This is a genomic window from Pseudomonas sp. GW821-FHT07F01 (assembly GCF_059418825.1).
In genome coordinates, this window is the sequence record NZ_JBWKQO010000004.1 from 208,145 (window position 1) to 224,827 (window position 16,683).

The following is a 16,683-nucleotide window of genomic DNA, read 5'->3' on the forward strand; positions in this document are numbered from 1 at the left end:
GTGCCTCCGTGTTGCTTTGGTGAGGGCTGAATGCATCAGTCCTGCCATGAAAAACAGGATCATTTGAAAAATGGCCACATACGAAATCCTGATTGCCGATGATCACCCGCTTTTTCGCAGTGCACTGCATCAAGCTGTCACCTTGGGCCTGGGCCCCGATGTGCGTCTGGTGGAAGTGGCAAGCATTGCCGAACTGGAAGTGCGACTCACCGAAAAATCCGACTGGGATCTGGTCCTGCTGGACCTGAACATGCCCGGTGCCTACGGTTTTTCCGGTCTGGTGCTGTTGCGCGGGCAGTACCCGCAAATTCCGGTGGTGATGGTTTCGGCGCAGGAAGAAGCCTCCGTCATGGTGCGCTCCCGAGAGTTCGGCGCCAGCGGTTTCATTCCCAAGTCCAGTTCCCTGGAAGTCATCCAGCAGGCCGTGCGCAGTGTGCTCGACGGTGATGTCTGGTGGCCGCCCCAGGCGTTTGAAGAGGTCAGTGTCTCAGCCGAAGCCAAGGCCGCCAGCGAAGGCCTGGCTAGCCTGACGCCCCAGCAGTTCCGGGTTCTGACCATGGTCTGCGAAGGGTTGCTGAACAAGCAGATTGCCTACGAACTGAGCGTGTCGGAAGCCACGATCAAGGCCCACGTGACGGCGATCTTCCGCAAGCTCGGGGTGCGTACCCGGACCCAGGCAGCGCTGCTCTTGCAACAACTTGAGTCAATTTCCAGCCATTAACCGGCTGTTTGTTCACGCTTTTTTGACTTTGGTTGAACTAGCTTCCCCACTTCTTTTTCTTCAGTTGCCCAGCTTATGTCGCCTTTCAAAGGTCAAACCGGTCTTAAACGTATCCTTAACGCCGCCGGCTATTCGTTCGATGGCTTGCGCGCGGCGTTCACTGGCGAGGCGGCATTCCGTCAGTTGGTGCTGCTCAATGTGATCCTGATTCCCCTGAGCTTCCTGCTCAATGTCAGCCGGGTCGAGCGTGCGCTGTTGATCGCCGTGTGCCTGCTGGCGCTGATCGTCGAGCTGCTCAATTCGGCGGTGGAGGCGGCCATCGACCGCATCTCCCTGGATCGTCATCCCTTGTCGAAAAACGCCAAGGACATGGGCAGCGCGGCGCAGTTTGTCGCTCTGAGCATGATCACCATCGTCTGGGCAGTGATCCTGATCTGAATCAGGGAATGCTTGGCAGGACGATTTCGTCGCTGCGTTGCACCCCGGCGGTAAAGGCGCGACACAGTTCCAGGAATTCGCGCATGGCCGAGGTCTGGTACTTCTGCTTGTGCCAGATGAAGTAGAACTGCCGGGCCAGGTCCAGGCCCGGGGTTTCCACCGGCACCAGGCTGCCGCGGCGAAACGCATCGCGCAGGGCCAGCCGGGAAATGCAGCCAATCCCCAAACCCGACTCCACCGCACGCTTAATGGCTTCGGTGTGCTCCAACTCCAGGCGGATGTTCAGTGCACTGCGGTGGTGACGCATGGCCTGGTCAAAGGTCAGGCGCGTCCCGGAACCCTGTTCGCGAAGGATCCAGGCTTCATGGGTCAGTTCTTCCATGGTGGCGTGGCCGCGCTTGGCCAGTGGATGCTGGGGCGCGCAGAACACCACCAGTTCATCTTCGACCCAGGTCTGGACTTCGATATCCGGATGGCTGCAGTCGCCCTCGATTAGACCCAGATCAATTTCGTAGTGGGCCACCTGTTGCACGATATGCGCAGTGTTCTGCACATGGAGCTTCACCTGGCTCTCCGGGTGCACCTGCATGAAACTGCCGATCAGCAGGGTGGCCAGGTAGTTGCCGATGGTCAGGGTCGCACCCACCGAAAGCGAGCCGAACCCGGACTTGCCGTTGAGCAGGTCTTCGATCTCCTTGGCCTGGTCCAGCAGGGCCACTGCCTGTGGCAGCAGCTGTTTGCCCAGGGCATTGAGGCTCAGGCGCTTGCCCGCGCGATCGAACAGCTGGCAACTGGATTGGCGCTCGAGTTCGGTGATCGAGGTACTGGCGGCCGATTGCGACAGGGACAGCAGCCCCGCAGCACGAGAAACGCTCTCTTGCTGGGCGACGGCGACGAAGACTTGCAGTTGACGGAGAGTAAATCGCATATCGATATAACCGATAACCCTTATCTTAATAATCCAGTTAACAGATATTGTCGCCGCCATTAGAATGCTGTGCAATTGCGCTCATGGTCAGCGCAGGCAATTTCTAGGAGCCCCCGTACATGAGCAACATGAACCACGAGCGTGTCCTCAGTGTTCATCACTGGAATGACACTCTGTTCAGCTTCAAGTGCACCCGCGATCCGGGTCTGCGCTTCGAGAACGGTCAGTTCGTGATGATCGGCCTGCAACAGCCTAATGGCCGTCCGCTTATGCGTGCCTACTCCATTGCCAGCCCGAACTGGGAAGAGCATCTCGAATTCTTCAGCATCAAGGTTCCAGACGGTCCGTTGACTTCCCAACTGCAGCATCTGAAGGAAGGCGACGAGATCATCATCAGCAAGAAGCCAACCGGTACCCTGGTACTGGATGACTTGAAGCCCGGCAAACACCTGTACCTGCTCAGCACCGGCACCGGCCTGGCGCCGTTCATGAGCGTGATCCAGGATCCGGAAACCTACGAGCGTTTCGAAAAAGTGATCCTGTGCCACGGCGTACGCTACGTCAACGAAGTCGCCTACCGCGAGTTCATCACCGAGCACCTGCCGCAGAACGAGTTCTTCGGCGAAGCCTTGCGTGAAAAGCTGATCTACTACCCCACCGTGACCCGCGAGCCGTTCGAGAACGAAGGCCGCCTGACCGACCTGATGCGCAGCGGCAAGCTGTTCCGCGACATCGGCCTGCCGCCGATCAACCCGCAGGACGATCGCGCCATGCTGTGCGGCAGCCCGAGCATGCTGGATGAAACCAGCGAAGTGCTCAACAGTTTCGGCCTGACCGTTTCGCCGCGCATGCGCGAGCCGGGTGACTACCTGATCGAGCGTGCATTCGTCGAAAAGTAGGAGCGAGCGTGCTCGCGAAGACCGTCCAGGCAGCGCATTGGTGCTGACTGGGCGGATTCTCCCGGACACAGAAAAGCCCGCGTTGCCTGGAAAGGCAGCGCGGGCTTTTTCGTTTCCGGGGTTCAGCCCGCCGGGACCACTTCCAACACTCGGATCAGCCCTGGCTCGGGGTAATGCCAGCGCACATCCAGATCCCAGAACTGGGCGCCGTACTCACGCTCGGCCGTGGGCACCTGGTAGGCCGGACGCGGATCCTGAGCCAGGCACTGCTCGATCAGCTCCACCAGGGGCTCCTGCAGACGCTGAGCGTGGATCTGAGCCTGTTGTAGGGCATTGTCCTGCCACTGCACCGGAATAATCTGCGGCGCGGCGCTAGCGATCTCATTGCTCGCCGTGGCAATGATGTCGGCGTAGGGCACGTAGGGCTTGATATCGAGGATCGGCGTACCGTCCAGCAGGTCGATGCCGGAGATCCACAGGCGGTTGGCCTCGACCTTGTCCAGCTTGACCACCGACTGGCCGATGCCATTGGGGCGATGGGTGGCGCGGGTGGCGAAGACCCCCATGGACTTGTTGCCCCCCAGGCGCGGCGGGCGCACCTTGAGTCGCGGCTTGTCCTCCAGGGCCTGGTGAAACAGGAACAGCAGCCAGACGTGGCTGACCTGCTCCAGCCCTTGCACCGCGTCGCCCTGGTCGAAAGGCGTCACCAGTTCCAGCACCCCGCGCGCGGCCGGAGCCAGTTGCGGTTGGCGCGGGATGGCGAACTTCTCCTTGAAGCAGGAGCGCACGAAGCCGATGGGGGAAACGCTGTAGGTCATGTTCTGGGGTCGAGGCTGTAAGGGGAGGGCATGATAACCCGTTCGCTGGCAAGCCAGCTCCTACAACACCCGCGCCACCTGTAGGAGCCGGCTTGCCGGCGAATTGCACAACATAGATCAGAGACTGAAACCGCCATCCAGAGGAATGATGTTGCCGGTCATGTAGGCCCCCGCAGTGCTTGCCAGGCTGATGGCCAGGGCGGCCATTTCCTCTTCCCGGCCCCAGCGTTTCATCGGGATCAGCGCCACGTCTTCGGCCAGGGCCTGTTCATCGTTACCGATGTGCTGGGTCATCTTGCTGGGAAAACGTCCCGGCGCGATGACATTGACGTTGATGTGCTGGCTCACCAGCTCCCGGGCGAGGATCCGCGACATCTGGTGCAGCGCCGCCTTGCTCGGGCCATAGGCGTAGGCCTGTTCGCCGAATGAGCTGATTCCGGCCACCGAGCCGATATTGATGATGCGCGCCGGATGGGCCGCCGAGCCGGCACGGCGCAGCAGCGGCAGCAACTGCTGGATACAGCTGAACACCGAAGTCACGTTCAATTGCATGACCTTTTCCCAACCCTTGGCCGGGTAGCTTTCCAGTGGCGCGCCCCAGGTCGTGCCGGCGTTGTTCACCAGGATGTCCAGGGAGTCGAGTTGCTGGCCCAAAGTGGCGGCAAGCTGCTGCACGCCTTCCTCACTGGCCAGGTTGGCGGCCAGCCCCCGGCACTCTCCGAATGCGGCCAGTTCCTCGGCGACCTGCTGGCAGGCGTCGGGATCACGGGCGCAGATATACACCCGGGCGCCGGCTTCGACAAAGGCCTTGGCAATCATCTTGCCGAGACCACGGGTGCCGCCGGTCACCAGGGCGGTGCGGCCTTGCAGGGAGAAATAGGGATGCATGGGAAGTCCTGAGCAGATAGGTGTGTGCCTACCCTAGTCTTCAGGCGCTTGCCGGGGAGCCACTATTGCCTGGGGCAATAGCGGCTCATCAGGGCCGCTGAGAATGTACAGCGGCCGCGCAAGGGGTTCAGCCGCGTACGCGCAGGGTCAGGCCCTTGAGAAAGTTGCGCAGCAGCTGATCGCCGCACGGGCGGTAGTTAGTGTGGCCGAACTTGCGGAACAGCGCGCTCAGTTCCGGCTTGGACACCGGGAAGTCGGCCGCCTTGAGCACGGCGTGCATGTCGTCTTCCTTGAGTTCGAAGGCCACTCGCAGCTTCTTCAGAATGATGTTGTTGGTGACCGGCAGTTCGATCGGCAGCGGGGGACGGCTTTCGTCCTTGCCGCGCTTGAAGATCACCAGGCCATCGAGGAAGTGCGCCATGACTTCGTCCGGGCAATGCACAAAACCTTCTTCCTCATCCTTCTTCAGGTAGCTGACGACATCGTCCAGGCTGACCTTGAAGCCGGTGAGCTTGATGATCTCGACGACCTTCTTGTCGCTGATGTCGAGCATGTAGCGCACGCTGCGCAGTACATCGTTATGAATCATGGTTACAGTCCTGATCAATGCGCGTGGAGCGCCGCGCAAGGGCACGGCGTCTGAATGGGGGCGGCTTTAGAACTTCTCTTTGGCCGACAGGTAGCGCCACTGGCCCAGCGGCACCTTGCCGATGGACACGCCGCCGACTCGTATGCGGCGGATGGCGACGACCTTGAGGCCGACGGCCTGGCAAAACAGCGCAATCACGCCCGGCTGCGGGTTCTTCATGGCGAAGCGCAGGCGGTTCTCGTTCTGCCAGCTGGCTTTTACCGGTGGCAGCTCGCGGCCTTTGTAGGTCAGGCCGTGGTTCAGGCGGTTGAGCCCGTGATCGATCATCTCGCCTTCGACCTCGACCACGTATTCCTGCTCGATCTTGGCCGCGTCGGCAGTCAGCTTGCGCAGCACTTTCCAGTCCTGGGTGAACACCAGCAAGCCGCTGGCGTTGGGCTGCAGGTCATCGCTGGCGGTCAGGCGCAGGAAATGCCCGCGCAATGGACGTTTGCCGTAGCGGTGTTCTTCGGACAGGCTGTCGGCGCCAATGGACTGCATGGCGCTGTCCAGGTCCTGGCCGGCAGGCACGTTGAGCAGGATGGTCACAGGCTCCGGCGCGGTGGCCTTGGCCTCGGGGTCCAGAGCGACGGTTTGCGCGCCGACCTTGAACTGCGGTTCGTCGATGACTTCGCCGTCTACGGTGACCCAGCCGCCCTCGATGAACAGCTCAGCCTCCCGGCGGGAGCAGCCGACCAGTTCGATGAGGCGTTTGGAGAGACGAATCGGGTCAGTCATGACAGGGGCCGTAACAAAAGAGGGCAGCTATTGTACCTGCCTGGCGCCGGTTAATCGCGGGTCCATTTGCCGGCTGTGGCTTTTAGCCGCGCCGGGCCTGCAGTTGTGCCTGTTTCAGGCGCATGTGCAGCAGCGGGTAGGGCTGGCCCATGCCGTCCTGCTCCGAGCGCCCGACCACTTCGAAGCCTTGCCTGAAGTAGAAGCCCAGGGCTTGGGGGTTCTGCTCGTTGACGTCCAACTGCTGGGCATTGAGGTGTTCCACCGCGTACTGCAGCAGCTGGCGGCCCAGGCCTCGACCCCGATGGGCCGGGTCGATGAAGAGCATTTCCACCTTGCCCGCCGCGACCCCGGCAAACCCGGTGATGCGTTGGCGTGCATCGCGGGTGCAGATCAGCATCACCGCGTCCAGGTAGCGGGTCAGCACCAGTTTGCGCAGCAACTCTATATAGCTGTCCGGGAGAAAGTCGTGGGTGGCACGTACCGAGGCTTCCCAGACCTGGGTCAGTTCCGGGTAATCGCTGAGTTTGGGTGTATGCACGACCGAGTGTTGGCGCATGCCGCCTGCCCCTGAAGTGATAGGCCGCAGTGATTGCAGGCCTGGCAGAGCAAACGATAGACCGAAAAAAGCCCCGCATCTCGTGGCGAGAGCGGGGCTTGGCAGTTTTTTTACGCCTTACAGGGTTTCGGCCCAGAGGTCGTATTCGTCGGCGTCGGTCACCCGGCACCAGACCTTGTCGCCCGGCTTCAGGTCGCCCGCGCCGTCGATGAACACATTGCCGTCGATTTCCGGGGCATCGAAGAAGCAGCGGCCCACGGCGCCATTCTCGTCGACTTCATCGATCAGCACTTCGATTTCCTTGCCGATGCGCTGTTGCAGGCGTGCCGAGCTGATTTCCTGCTGGTGCGCCATGAAGCGCTCCCAACGGTCCTGCTTGACCTCGTCCGGGACCACTTCCAGGTCCAGGTCGTTGGCCGGAGCGCCTTCCACCGGCGAGTACTGGAAGCAGCCGACGCGGTCCAGTTGGGCTTCGGTCAGCCAGTTCAGCAGGTACTGGAAGTCTTCTTCGGTTTCGCCCGGGAAGCCGACGATAAAGGTCGAACGGATGATCAGTTCAGGGCAGATCTCGCGCCAGTTCTTGATTCGCGCCAGGGTCTTGTCTTCGAAGGCCGGGCGCTTCATGGCCTTGAGCACTTTCGGGCTGGCGTGCTGGAACGGGATGTCCAGGTACGGCAGGATCTTGCCGGCGGCCATCAGCGGAATCAGCTCGTCCACGTGCGGGTAGGGGTACACGTAGTGCAGGCGAACCCATACGCCCAGGGTGCTCAGGGCTTCGCAGAGCTCGGTCATGCGGGTCTTCACCGGCGCGCCGTTCCAGAAGCCGGTGCGGTACTTGACGTCGACGCCATAGGCGCTGGTGTCCTGGGAGATCACCAGCAGTTCCTTGACCCCGGACTTGACCAGGCGCTGCGCCTCGTCGAGCACATCGCCCACCGGGCGGCTGACCAGCTTGCCGCGCATCGACGGGATGATGCAGAAGCTGCAGCTGTGGTTGCAGCCTTCGGAAATCTTCAGGTAGGCGTAGTGTCGCGGGGTCAGCTTGATGCCTTGCGGCGGCACCAGGTCGATCAGCGGGTTGTGGTCCTGTTTCGGTGGCACCACTTCGTGCACGGCGTTGACCACCTGCTCGTATTGTTGCGGGCCGGTGACCGCCAGCACGCTAGGGTGCACGTCACGGATATTGCCTTCTTCCACGCCCATGCAGCCGGTGACGATGACCTTGCCGTTTTCCTTGATGGCTTCGCCGATCACTTCCAGGGATTCGGCCTTGGCCGAGTCGATGAAACCGCAGGTGTTGACCACCACGACGTCGGCGTCCTGGTAGGTGGAGACCACGTCATAGCCTTCCATGCGCAGTTGAGTGAGGATGCGCTCGGAGTCGACCAGAGCTTTTGGGCAACCCAGGGATACGAAGCCGACTTTCGGGTTGGCCGGCGCGGAGGGGGTGGACATGTCTAACCTCGGTATTGGGTGTCGAGCCACTTGGGGGGCAAGTGCGACGGTTGGGCGCTGGCTGCGCCTCTGATCAAAAAGTGCGCAATTCTAGCGATGGTCGAAGCGCTTGACCAGCTTTATGCGGGGGAAATACGACGAGCGCTGGACTATGCTTCGTCCCGTTATACCCGGTTGCTTTCATACGGTGTTAGTTGGTGCCTTAGTGGTAATAAGAATCTGCAAATTACATGGCAAACTGCGCAACTTAAGAGAATAGCGCTTGTATAACCTTGCGCTTTCTATATAAGAAGCCCCGGTCTTGAGTAGTAGGAGTCATTGATGGGTCAGGCAAGTAGTCAGGCGGCGAGTGGCGAGCACTCCGGGGGCAAGCCTCTGGGGATGCTGGTGGCGGCGGTCGGGGTGGTGTATGGCGATATCGGCACCAGTCCGCTCTACACCCTCAAGGAGGTGTTTGCCGGCCATTATGGGGTTCAGGTCAATCACGACGGGGTGTTTGGCATCCTGGCCCTGATTTTCTGGTCGTTGGTCTGGGTCGTCTCGATCAAGTACGTGCTGTTCGTCCTGCGGGCCGACAACCAGGGCGAGGGCGGCATCATGGCCCTGACCGCGCTGGCCAGGCGGGCTTCCGGCTCCTATCCGCGCTTGCGTTCGATGCTGGTGATTCTGGGCCTGATCGGTGCAGCCCTGTTCTATGGCGACAGCATGATCACCCCGGCGATTTCCGTGCTGTCGGCGGTAGAGGGCCTGGAGCTGGCATTCAGCGGCCTGGAGCATTGGGTAGTACCGATGGCGCTGGTGGTACTGGTGGCCTTGTTCCTGATCCAGAAACACGGCACTGATCGCATCGGCAAGCTGTTTGGTCCGGTGATGGTGGCCTGGTTCGTGGTTCTGGGCGGGTTGGGGGTCAACGGCATTCTCCAGCACCCGGAAGTGCTGCAGGCGTTGAACCCGATGTGGGGCGTGCGCTTCTTCATTGTCCATCCGGGCATGGGGGTCGCCATCCTCGGTGCGGTGGTTCTGGCATTGACCGGTGCCGAAGCCTTGTATGCCGACATGGGGCACTTCGGGCGCAAGCCCATTGCCCGGGCCTGGTTTGCCTTGGTGTTGCCGGCGCTGGTGCTGAACTACTTCGGCCAGGGCGCGCTGCTGCTGGAAAACCCTGAAGCCGCCCGCAACCCCTTCTACCTGCTGGCGCCGAGCTGGGCCCTGATTCCGCTGGTGGTGCTGGCCACCCTGGCCACAGTGATCGCGTCCCAGGCGGTGATTTCCGGGGCTTTCTCCCTGACTCGCCAAGCAATCCAGCTGGGTTACATCCCGCGGATGCACATTCAGCACACCTCCAGCGCCGAGCAGGGGCAGATCTACATCGGCGCGGTGAACTGGGCGCTGATGGTGGGTGTGATCCTGCTGGTGCTCGGTTTCGAGTCCTCCGGTGCCCTGGCTTCGGCTTACGGCGTGGCAGTGACCGGGACCATGCTGATCACCAGCATCCTGGTGTCGGCGGTGATCCTGCTGCTGTGGAAGTGGCCGCCGATGCTGGTGGTGCCGCTCCTGGTGGGTTTCCTGCTGGTGGACGGGCTGTTCTTCGCCGCCAACGTGCCGAAGATCTTCCAGGGCGGCGCCTTCCCGGTACTGGCGGGGATCGTGCTGTTCATCCTCATGACCACCTGGAAGCGCGGCAAGGAGCTGCTGGTGGATCGCCTGGACGAAGGTGGGCTGCCGCTGCCAATCTTTATCGGCAGCATCCGCGTACAGCCGCCGCATCGGGTGCAGGGCACTGCCGTGTTCCTCACCGCCCGTCCAGACGCCGTGCCCCACGCCTTGCTGCACAACCTGTTGCATAACCAGGTGCTGCACGAACAAGTGGTGCTGTTGACGGTGGTCTACGAGGACATTCCGCGAGTGCCTGCAAATCGGCGCTTCGAGGTGGATTCCTACGGCGAAGGTTTCTTCCGGGTGATCCTGCACTTTGGTTTCACCGACGAGCCAGACGTCCCTGAAGCCCTGAAACTGTGCCACCTGGATGAGCTGGACTTCAGCCCCATGCGCACCACCTACTTCCTCAGCCGCGAGACGGTGATCGCCTCCAAGCTGGTGGGCATGGCCCGCTGGCGCGAAGCGCTGTTCGCCTTCATGTTGAAGAACGCCAACGGCAACCTGCGCTTCTTCAAGCTGCCGGTGAACCGGGTGATCGAGCTGGGCACCCAGGTCGAGATGTAACCCCGAGCCAACAAAAGCCCCCGCTGCCGAAAGGCAACGGGGGCTTTTTCGTTTCACGGCCCTGTAGGAGCGAGCTTGCTCGCGATAACGGACCGGCCATCGATATCGATGCTAATGACGGGACGGTTTCTCCCGAAGCTCACCGGCCCCGAGATCGCCCTTGGTCGTTACGCGGCTAACGCCTGCACCACATCGTCCACCACCGCCTTGCCCATGGCGCTCAGGTAGTACGCTGCCCAGGCGTGACGATCGCTGTCCTTGCTGTAGGCGGCGTCCTTGGCAAAGGCCTTGGCCAGGGGCGGCAGGTCGGAGGCTTCCCACCAACCTAATCCGTCCCCACTCAGTGAGGGCATTTGTACCGTCGATGTAAAAAAGCCCCCGCAACCTGAGGCTGCGGGGGCTTTGTCGGGCGAGGCTCGGCTCACTCTTGAGCGGTGGCCTGATCCTTGGCCTGACGCTTCTCGATGGCATCCACCAGGCGCTTGGCCAGTGCCGGGTAGTTCTCATCGAAGTGATGGCCCCCTGGCAGCTTCATGGCTTCACCAACGGCGGTCTTGTCGGTGCAACCGCTTTCATCGACCTCTTCCACGCCGTAGATGCACACCACCTTGGCGGCCGGCAGCTTGGCCATTTCCGGGCCGGTGGCGGCTTCCTTGCCGGCGTTGCCCAGCCAGCCTTCGACTTCAATCTCGAAGCTGCCGGTGCGGGCGAAGGCCAGCAGGATAATGGCGTCGACACGCTGCTGCTCGGCTTCCGGCAGGCGGTTGTAGATGGCAGGCAGCACGTCGGCGCCGAAGGAGTAGCCGGTCAGCACGAAGCGCTTGGTGCCCCATTTCTGCCGGTAGTGCTGCATCAGCTCGGTGAGGTCGATGGCGCTCTGTTCCGGGGTCTTGTGCTGCCAGTAGTAGCGCAGGGTGTCGATGCCCACCACCGGGTAGCCGATCTTGGCCATCTCGCCGGCCACGTCGCGGTCCAGGTCGCGCCAGCCGCCGTCGCCGGAGAGGAACAGGGTCACGGTGTCCTTGGCCTGGCCGGCCGGCACTTCCACCACGGGGATGCTCAGGCCGCCGTTTTCCGAACCCACCAGCAGCTTGCGCAACTCGTTGTTCAGCACCTGGGGCAGGTGGATGTCGTAGTCGCTGATGCTGGTGGTGGCGTTGGGGGTATCACGCACGAAGCCGGCGCTTTCGTCATCCGGGTTGTCGTTCCAGGCCACCAGCCAATGGCCGTGGGCCAGGGTCTTGGGCAAGGGATCGGTGCAGCCGGGCGCCGGGTTGATGGTGAAGCCTACCGACACGGCCTGGGCCTTGTCGTCGTTCTGGCTGGCGATCCAGCGCCAGGCCAGGGCTGCGCCCGGGCCGATGCCGCTGACCAGGGTGGCCGGGCCGGCGAGTTGCGGCAGGGCGCTTTGCAGGGCTTGTTCCTGCAGCTTGCAGTCGTCCTTGGGCAGGACCACCTGGACGATCTGCGCCGCGCCGCTGCGGCTCAGGGCCAGCAGTTGCTTGTCGGTCAGGGTCGCGTCAGGCAGCACTGCCACCACTACCCGGGCCTTGGCCTGGGTACCTGGGGTCACGCGGGTCAGGGTCGAGCCGTCGGCCTGAGTCAGTTGTTCCAGGGTCGGTTCGGGAGCGGGGCGGTTCCACCACCAGTAGCCGCCACCTGCAATCAGAGCCAGCACCACCAGGGTCGCCAGCAGGTACCGCCAAGAGCGTTGAATCATTAGCGTTTCACCAATCCAGTCAAGCCGCCTGCGATCAGGGCGGCAGTGTCGGCCAGTGCAACCAGCGGGTCCAGCCCTGCCGGCACGGCCATGTAACGGGGTTCCCAGTCAGGCTGGAACTTGTCTTTGAAACGGCGCAGGCCCTGGAAGTTGTACAGCTGTTCGCCACGGCGGAACACCATCGAGCCCAGGCGCTGGGTCAGCGGTGCGCCACGCCGTGGTTGCAGGCCGGACAACGGCACCATCCCCAGGCTGAAGCGGGCATATCCATGATTTTTATAATGCTGGATCAGGCCGACCATCATGAACTCCATGGTCAGCTTCGGCGCGTCCGGGTGCGCGCGCATCAGGTCGAGGCTGGCCAGGTCGTGGCTGTAGGTCTCGAGCAGGTTGGCGAAGGCCACCGGGCGCCCTTCAAAACGAATGATGGCGATGCGGAAGTGCTTGAGATAGTCGTCGCTGAAGCGGCCCAGGGAGAAGCCTTTCTCGCGGACATTCTTGCCGGTGAGCCAGGCGTCGGAGATCACTTTCAGCTCGTCCATCGGTGCTTGGCCCGGCTCGTGGATCTCCAGCGACAGGCCGTCGCGGGTGCCACGGTTCCAGGTGTAGCGCAGGTCCTTCATCTCCTTGCCCTTGGCTTCGAGATCAAAGCGCTGCAAGTCGACCCGGGCTTCTTCGCCGAGCTTGATCGCGGTCAGGCCGATGTCCATGTAGTAGGGCAGGTTCTCCGCCCGTACCTGGTAGAACACCGGGCGCGCGTGGTGCACGTCGCACAGGTCGCGGAACTGCCAGATCATTTCCGCGCGTTGCTGGGTCGGGCCAATGGGGTCGTACAGCGCCACCAGGCTGCGGCCGCGGCGGGCGTACATGAGGAAGGCGTCGTCGTTGGGGTGGAACAGCAGCGCCTTGTCGCCGGTCAGGGCCAGGCCGCCATCGGGTTGGGACGAGGCCATTAGGATCTTCGCAGCTTTGTCCAGCTCCTCGCTGGTGGGCAGGTGGATCACCGGGCGCGCGGTGCGCAGCAGCCAGGTCAGGGACACCACCAGCAGCAGCACCGCGGCGCCCAGCAGCGAGCGCAGGCCACGGGGGGCGTCGGCGTCGAGAGTGAACTGCCACCACAGCTGATGGCTGTAGGGCACGTCCTGATAGGCGAACAGCAGCAGCCAGATGGAAGCCCCCAGCACGCAGACGCTGGCCACCAGGTACAGCGGCGAGAACGGCAGTTCGGTGAGGCGGCTGGGGCGATAGAACGAGCGGCGGAACACGGCCAGCAGGCTGGCGGTGAGGGTCATCAGGCAGGCTTCTTCCCAGTCAAAACCCTTGAGCAGGGAGAGCAGGGCACCCACCAGCAAGAGAATGGTGGTCAGCATCCAGGCCGCCGACAGGCGCCGGCGCAGGCCCTGGGCCAGCAGCAGGCAGAGCACGCCGATCAGGCTGGCGCCGAAGTGCGAGGCATCCACCAGGCGATGGGGAATCAGGAAACCGATGTGTTGCAGGCGGGTATCGATTTCCGGGGTGGCGCCGGAAAACAGCAGCACCACACCGGAGAGGAACACCAGCACCGCGAGGATTGGAGCGGCCAGGCCGGACGCCACCCGCAGCGATTGGCGGGTCTGGAACAGGCGCTGGGCTTCGTTGATCAGCAGCAGGACGCAGGCCACCAGCATCGGCAGCACCACGTAGATCAATCGGTACAACAGCAGTGCCGCAGCCAGGGGCGCGGCACCGAGCTTGTCGGCGAAGGCCGCCAGCAGGATGGCTTCGAACACCCCGACGCCACCGGGCACGTGGCTGAGCACACCTGCGGCCAAGGCCAGCAGGTACACCAGCAGGAAGGCGCCGAACGGCGGCGCTTCGGGCAGCAGCAGATAAAGTACGGTGGCGGCTGCGGCGACGTCCAGGGCGGTGATGATCAGTTGCAGGAAGGTCAGGCGACGCCCGGGCAGGCGCAGGGTACGGCGGCCGACGCGCACCAGCAGGTTGTCGCGCAGAGGCTGTTCCGGCAGGCGCCGGCGATAGATGCCGATGGCCAGCACCGCTCCCAGCACCAGGATGGCCAGGGCGATACCCGCCAGCAGGCTTTCCGGCAGGCGCAGGGCCGCGGAGGCTGCCGGCAGGTTGCTCAGTGTGGCCAGGGCTGCCAGCGGAGGCAGGGCACAGCCCAGGGACAGGCTGGCGAACAGGGTCATGTGGGCCACATCGGCGGCCCCCAGCCCATGGCGGGCGTACAGCCGGTAGCGCACTGAACCGCCGGAGAGCAGCGACAGGCCTATGGCATTGCCGATGGCGAAGGCCGTGAAGCCGCCCAGGGCCAGGGTGCGGCCGGGCAGGTTGACCCCGGCATAGCGGCTGGCGGACCACTCGTAGCCCAGCAGGATGATGAAGCCGACGATGGTCGCGCCCAGGGCGCCGAGCAGGGCCGGCTTGGGCACGTCGAGGATCGAGTCGTGCAGTGCGTAGAAATCCAGCTCGCTGAGCAGGTGGCGACAGGCGATCAGGGCAATGGCGAACAGCAGCAGGGTCACGGCCAGGCCCAGCGGCTGGCGGTATTTGCTCAACAGGTCCAGCCAGCGCAAGCGAGTGACTGTAATGGGTTGAGTGGCGGTAGCGGTATCGGCGTCTTGTGAATCAGACATGTTGGCGCGCATCAATCACCTCGTGGATTGTGCGCGACAGGATGGGGGTATCCAGCCAAGTTACCAATCCCTGTAGAAAAAATAATTTCAAATATTAACGCGTCTCACCGTGGCCCGGCGAGCCTGCGCGATCAACGCAAGGTGGTTGCCCCGAGACAGAGCATAGCTTGCATGGTGAAGAGTCGACGCGCTGCTAAAGGTTCGCAACACATTGCCAGATCATTGTTGCCAAAGGACTTTTTCAACAGATACAAAAAAGGCCACTCTTTCGAGCAGCCTTTTTTGATGTTTGGTTGCGGGAGCCGGATTTGAACCGACGACCTTCGGGTTATGAGCCCGACGAGCTACCAGACTGCTCCATCCCGCGTCTGTGTGGCGGCATTCTACAGGCGAACGACCGAGTGTCAACCGTTAATGGTCCCAGAGGTCAAATTAACGTCGAAAACCTGGCTGGCCGACTTAAGTCATGGACCTGCAAGGAGTTTTACAGGGCGTGAAGGTAGGGAAAAACACGCGCGCACAAAAAAGGCCACTCTTTCGAGTAGCCTTTTTTGATGTTTGGTTGCGGGAGCCGGATTTGAACCGACGACCTTCGGGTTATGAGCCCGACGAGCTACCAGACACTGCTCCATCCCGCGTCTGTGTGGCCGAATTCTACAGAGCTGGCAGATCCTGTCAATCATTAAATTTTGAAAATTGCTTCCGGTTCAATCGCTTAGCTTCCTTGAAGGGGCTTTTCGGAAGGCTCGGGCCTAGCTAGAACGGGGCTTGCAGCTCTATTGAAGGTGTTGTTGTCATTGAGCAAATAAATTCAGCCGGGCCTGATGAAGATCAGCGCGAAGATGCAAGGTACTGGTGCTATATACAGGTGTCGGTAGATACTTGCCTTCTGCTTTCATTGCGACCTGTGCCTTTCATGATCTCTGCCTTTATATGATGCAGCGCAAAATCATCCACATTGACTGCGATTGCTTCTACGCCGCCATCGAAATGCGCGATGCCCCGCACCTGGCCAGCAAGCCGCTGGCGGTGGGCGGGTCTGCGGATCGACGTGGGGTGATTGCTACCTGCAATTATGAGGCGCGGGCCTATGGGGTGCGCTCGGCCATGTCCTCCCGGCACGCCCTGACCCTGTGCCCGGACCTGGTGATCGTCAAGCCGCGCATGGAGGCCTATCGGGAAGCTTCCAAAGAGATCCATACGATCTTTCGCGACTACACCGACCTGATCGAACCCCTGTCGCTGGACGAGGCCTACCTGGATGTTTCCGAAAGCCCGAGCTTTGCCGGCAGCGCCACGCGTATCGCCCAGGACATTCGCCGTCGGGTTTCCAATCAGTTGCACATCACCGTGTCGGCCGGGGTGGCGCCGAACAAATTCCTGGCGAAAATCGCCAGTGACTGGAAAAAGCCCAACGGCCTGTTTGTGATCACCCCTGACCAAGTGGAGGATTTCGTCTCCGAGCTGCCAGTAAGCAAGCTGCACGGTGTGGGCAAGGTCACGGCGGACAAGCTGGGGCGCCTGGGCATTGTCGACTGCCTGCAATTGCGGGGCTGGAGCAAGCTGGCGCTGGTGCGCGAGTTCGGCAGTTTTGGCGAGCGCCTGTGGAGCCTGGCCCGGGGCATCGATGAGCGGCCAGTGCAGAACGATAGCCGGCGGCAGTCGATCAGCGTGGAGAATACCTACGACGTGGACCTGCCGGATCTGGACAGTTGCCTGCAGAAGTTGCCGGAACTGATGGAGATCCTGGCGGGGCGCATGGCGCGCATAGACAGCAGCTACCGGCCGGGCAAGCCTTTCGTCAAAGTGAAGTTTCATGATTTTACCCAGACCACCCTGGAACAGGCGGGGGCGGGGCGTGACCTGGAGAGTTATCGGCAATTGCTGACCCAGGCCTTCAAGCGCGGCGGCAAGCCGGTGCGCCTGCTGGGAATTGGCGTGCGTCTGCAGGATATGCGCGGCGCTCATGAACAGCTGGAGCTGTTTCGAGGGGGGGGGTAGGGGCTGGCCGGTTGCGATCCATCCGAGGCATCGC

General features: G+C 62.2%; 14 protein-coding genes, 2 tRNA genes and 1 pseudogene. 5 read left to right on the forward strand and 12 right to left on the reverse strand.

Going from position 1 to position 16,683, the window contains the following annotated elements:
* Positions 1-70 precede the first annotated feature (70 nt).
* Positions 71-721, forward strand: a complete 651-nt coding sequence (erdR, locus tag AC07R1_RS15275) for a response regulator transcription factor ErdR (protein ID WP_011059586.1) — start codon at positions 71-73, stop codon at positions 719-721.
* 75 nt (positions 722-796) lie between these two features.
* Positions 797-1,159, forward strand: coding sequence for a diacylglycerol kinase (locus tag AC07R1_RS15280; protein ID WP_011059587.1), 363 nt, complete (start codon positions 797-799; stop codon positions 1,157-1,159).
* 1 nt (position 1,160) lies between these two features.
* Here the strand turns inward: AC07R1_RS15280 and AC07R1_RS15285 are convergent, their stop codons facing one another.
* Positions 1,161-2,087, reverse strand: coding sequence for a LysR family transcriptional regulator (locus AC07R1_RS15285; protein ID WP_011059588.1), 927 nt, complete (start codon positions 2,085-2,087; stop codon positions 1,161-1,163).
* Between the two features lie 119 nt (positions 2,088-2,206).
* On the opposite strand from AC07R1_RS15285, the gene fpr reads away from it, so the two are divergent.
* Positions 2,207-2,986, forward strand: a complete 780-nt coding sequence (fpr, locus tag AC07R1_RS15290) for a ferredoxin-NADP reductase (RefSeq protein WP_003198368.1) — start codon at positions 2,207-2,209, stop codon at positions 2,984-2,986.
* Between the two features lie 122 nt (positions 2,987-3,108).
* Here fpr and tsaA read toward each other — a convergent pair whose 3' ends face one another.
* From tsaA to rimO, 6 genes are all read right to left on the reverse strand, one after another.
* Positions 3,109-3,804: a tRNA (N6-threonylcarbamoyladenosine(37)-N6)-methyltransferase TrmO gene (gene tsaA, locus AC07R1_RS15295; RefSeq protein WP_495110675.1), complete on the reverse strand. Its 696-nt coding sequence runs from the start codon at positions 3,802-3,804 to the stop codon at positions 3,109-3,111.
* Positions 3,805-3,921: 117 nt separating this feature from the next.
* On the reverse strand, positions 3,922-4,692 hold the full coding sequence (locus tag AC07R1_RS15300) for an SDR family oxidoreductase (protein WP_495110676.1): 771 nt from the start codon (positions 4,690-4,692) through the stop codon (positions 3,922-3,924).
* 127 nt (positions 4,693-4,819) lie between these two features.
* Positions 4,820-5,281 carry a YehS family protein gene (locus AC07R1_RS15305; RefSeq protein WP_011059591.1) on the reverse strand — a complete coding sequence of 154 codons (462 nt, stop codon included), beginning with the start codon at positions 5,279-5,281 and terminating at the stop codon, positions 4,820-4,822.
* Positions 5,282-5,347: 66 nt separating this feature from the next.
* On the reverse strand, positions 5,348-6,058 hold the full coding sequence (locus tag AC07R1_RS15310; RefSeq protein WP_015634380.1) for an rRNA pseudouridine synthase: 711 nt from the start codon (positions 6,056-6,058) through the stop codon (positions 5,348-5,350).
* Positions 6,059-6,140: 82 nt separating this feature from the next.
* The gene (locus AC07R1_RS15315; protein WP_015634381.1) at positions 6,141-6,614 is read right to left on the reverse strand and encodes a GNAT family N-acetyltransferase; all 474 of its coding nucleotides are present in this window, start codon (positions 6,612-6,614) and stop codon (positions 6,141-6,143) included.
* A gap of 117 nt (positions 6,615-6,731) precedes the next feature.
* Entirely contained in the window at positions 6,732-8,069 is a 1,338-nt protein-coding gene (gene rimO / locus AC07R1_RS15320) for a 30S ribosomal protein S12 methylthiotransferase RimO (RefSeq protein ID WP_011059594.1), read from the reverse strand.
* 381 nt (positions 8,070-8,450) lie between these two features.
* Between rimO and AC07R1_RS15325 the strand changes: the two genes are divergently transcribed.
* The gene (locus AC07R1_RS15325; protein ID WP_495110805.1) at positions 8,451-10,292 is read left to right on the forward strand and encodes a potassium transporter Kup; all 1,842 of its coding nucleotides are present in this window, start codon (positions 8,451-8,453) and stop codon (positions 10,290-10,292) included.
* A 167-nt stretch (positions 10,293-10,459) separates the two neighbouring features.
* Here AC07R1_RS15325 and AC07R1_RS15330 read toward each other — a convergent pair.
* The 5 genes and pseudogenes from AC07R1_RS15330 to AC07R1_RS15350 all read right to left on the reverse strand — a co-directional run.
* Positions 10,460-10,609, reverse strand: a pseudogene (locus AC07R1_RS15330) (DUF3077 domain-containing protein); the annotation flags it as partial.
* A 104-nt stretch (positions 10,610-10,713) separates the two neighbouring features.
* The gene (locus AC07R1_RS15335; protein WP_342401274.1) at positions 10,714-12,012 is read right to left on the reverse strand and encodes a virulence factor family protein; all 1,299 of its coding nucleotides are present in this window, start codon (positions 12,010-12,012) and stop codon (positions 10,714-10,716) included.
* Entirely contained in the window at positions 12,012-14,660 is a 2,649-nt protein-coding gene (gene mprF, locus AC07R1_RS15340; RefSeq protein ID WP_019094458.1) for a bifunctional lysylphosphatidylglycerol flippase/synthetase MprF, read from the reverse strand. Before mprF ends, AC07R1_RS15335 begins: the two co-directional genes overlap by 1 nt.
* 278 nt (positions 14,661-14,938) lie before the next feature.
* Positions 14,939-15,015, reverse strand: a tRNA-Met gene (locus tag AC07R1_RS15345).
* A 192-nt stretch (positions 15,016-15,207) separates the two neighbouring features.
* A tRNA-Met gene (locus tag AC07R1_RS15350) sits at positions 15,208-15,286 on the reverse strand.
* Between the two features lie 295 nt (positions 15,287-15,581).
* Here AC07R1_RS15350 and dinB point away from each other — a divergent pair.
* Positions 15,582-16,649 carry a DNA polymerase IV gene (dinB, locus tag AC07R1_RS15355; protein WP_495110677.1) on the forward strand — a complete coding sequence of 356 codons (1,068 nt, stop codon included), beginning with the start codon at positions 15,582-15,584 and terminating at the stop codon, positions 16,647-16,649.
* Positions 16,650-16,683: the final 34 nt, after the last annotated feature.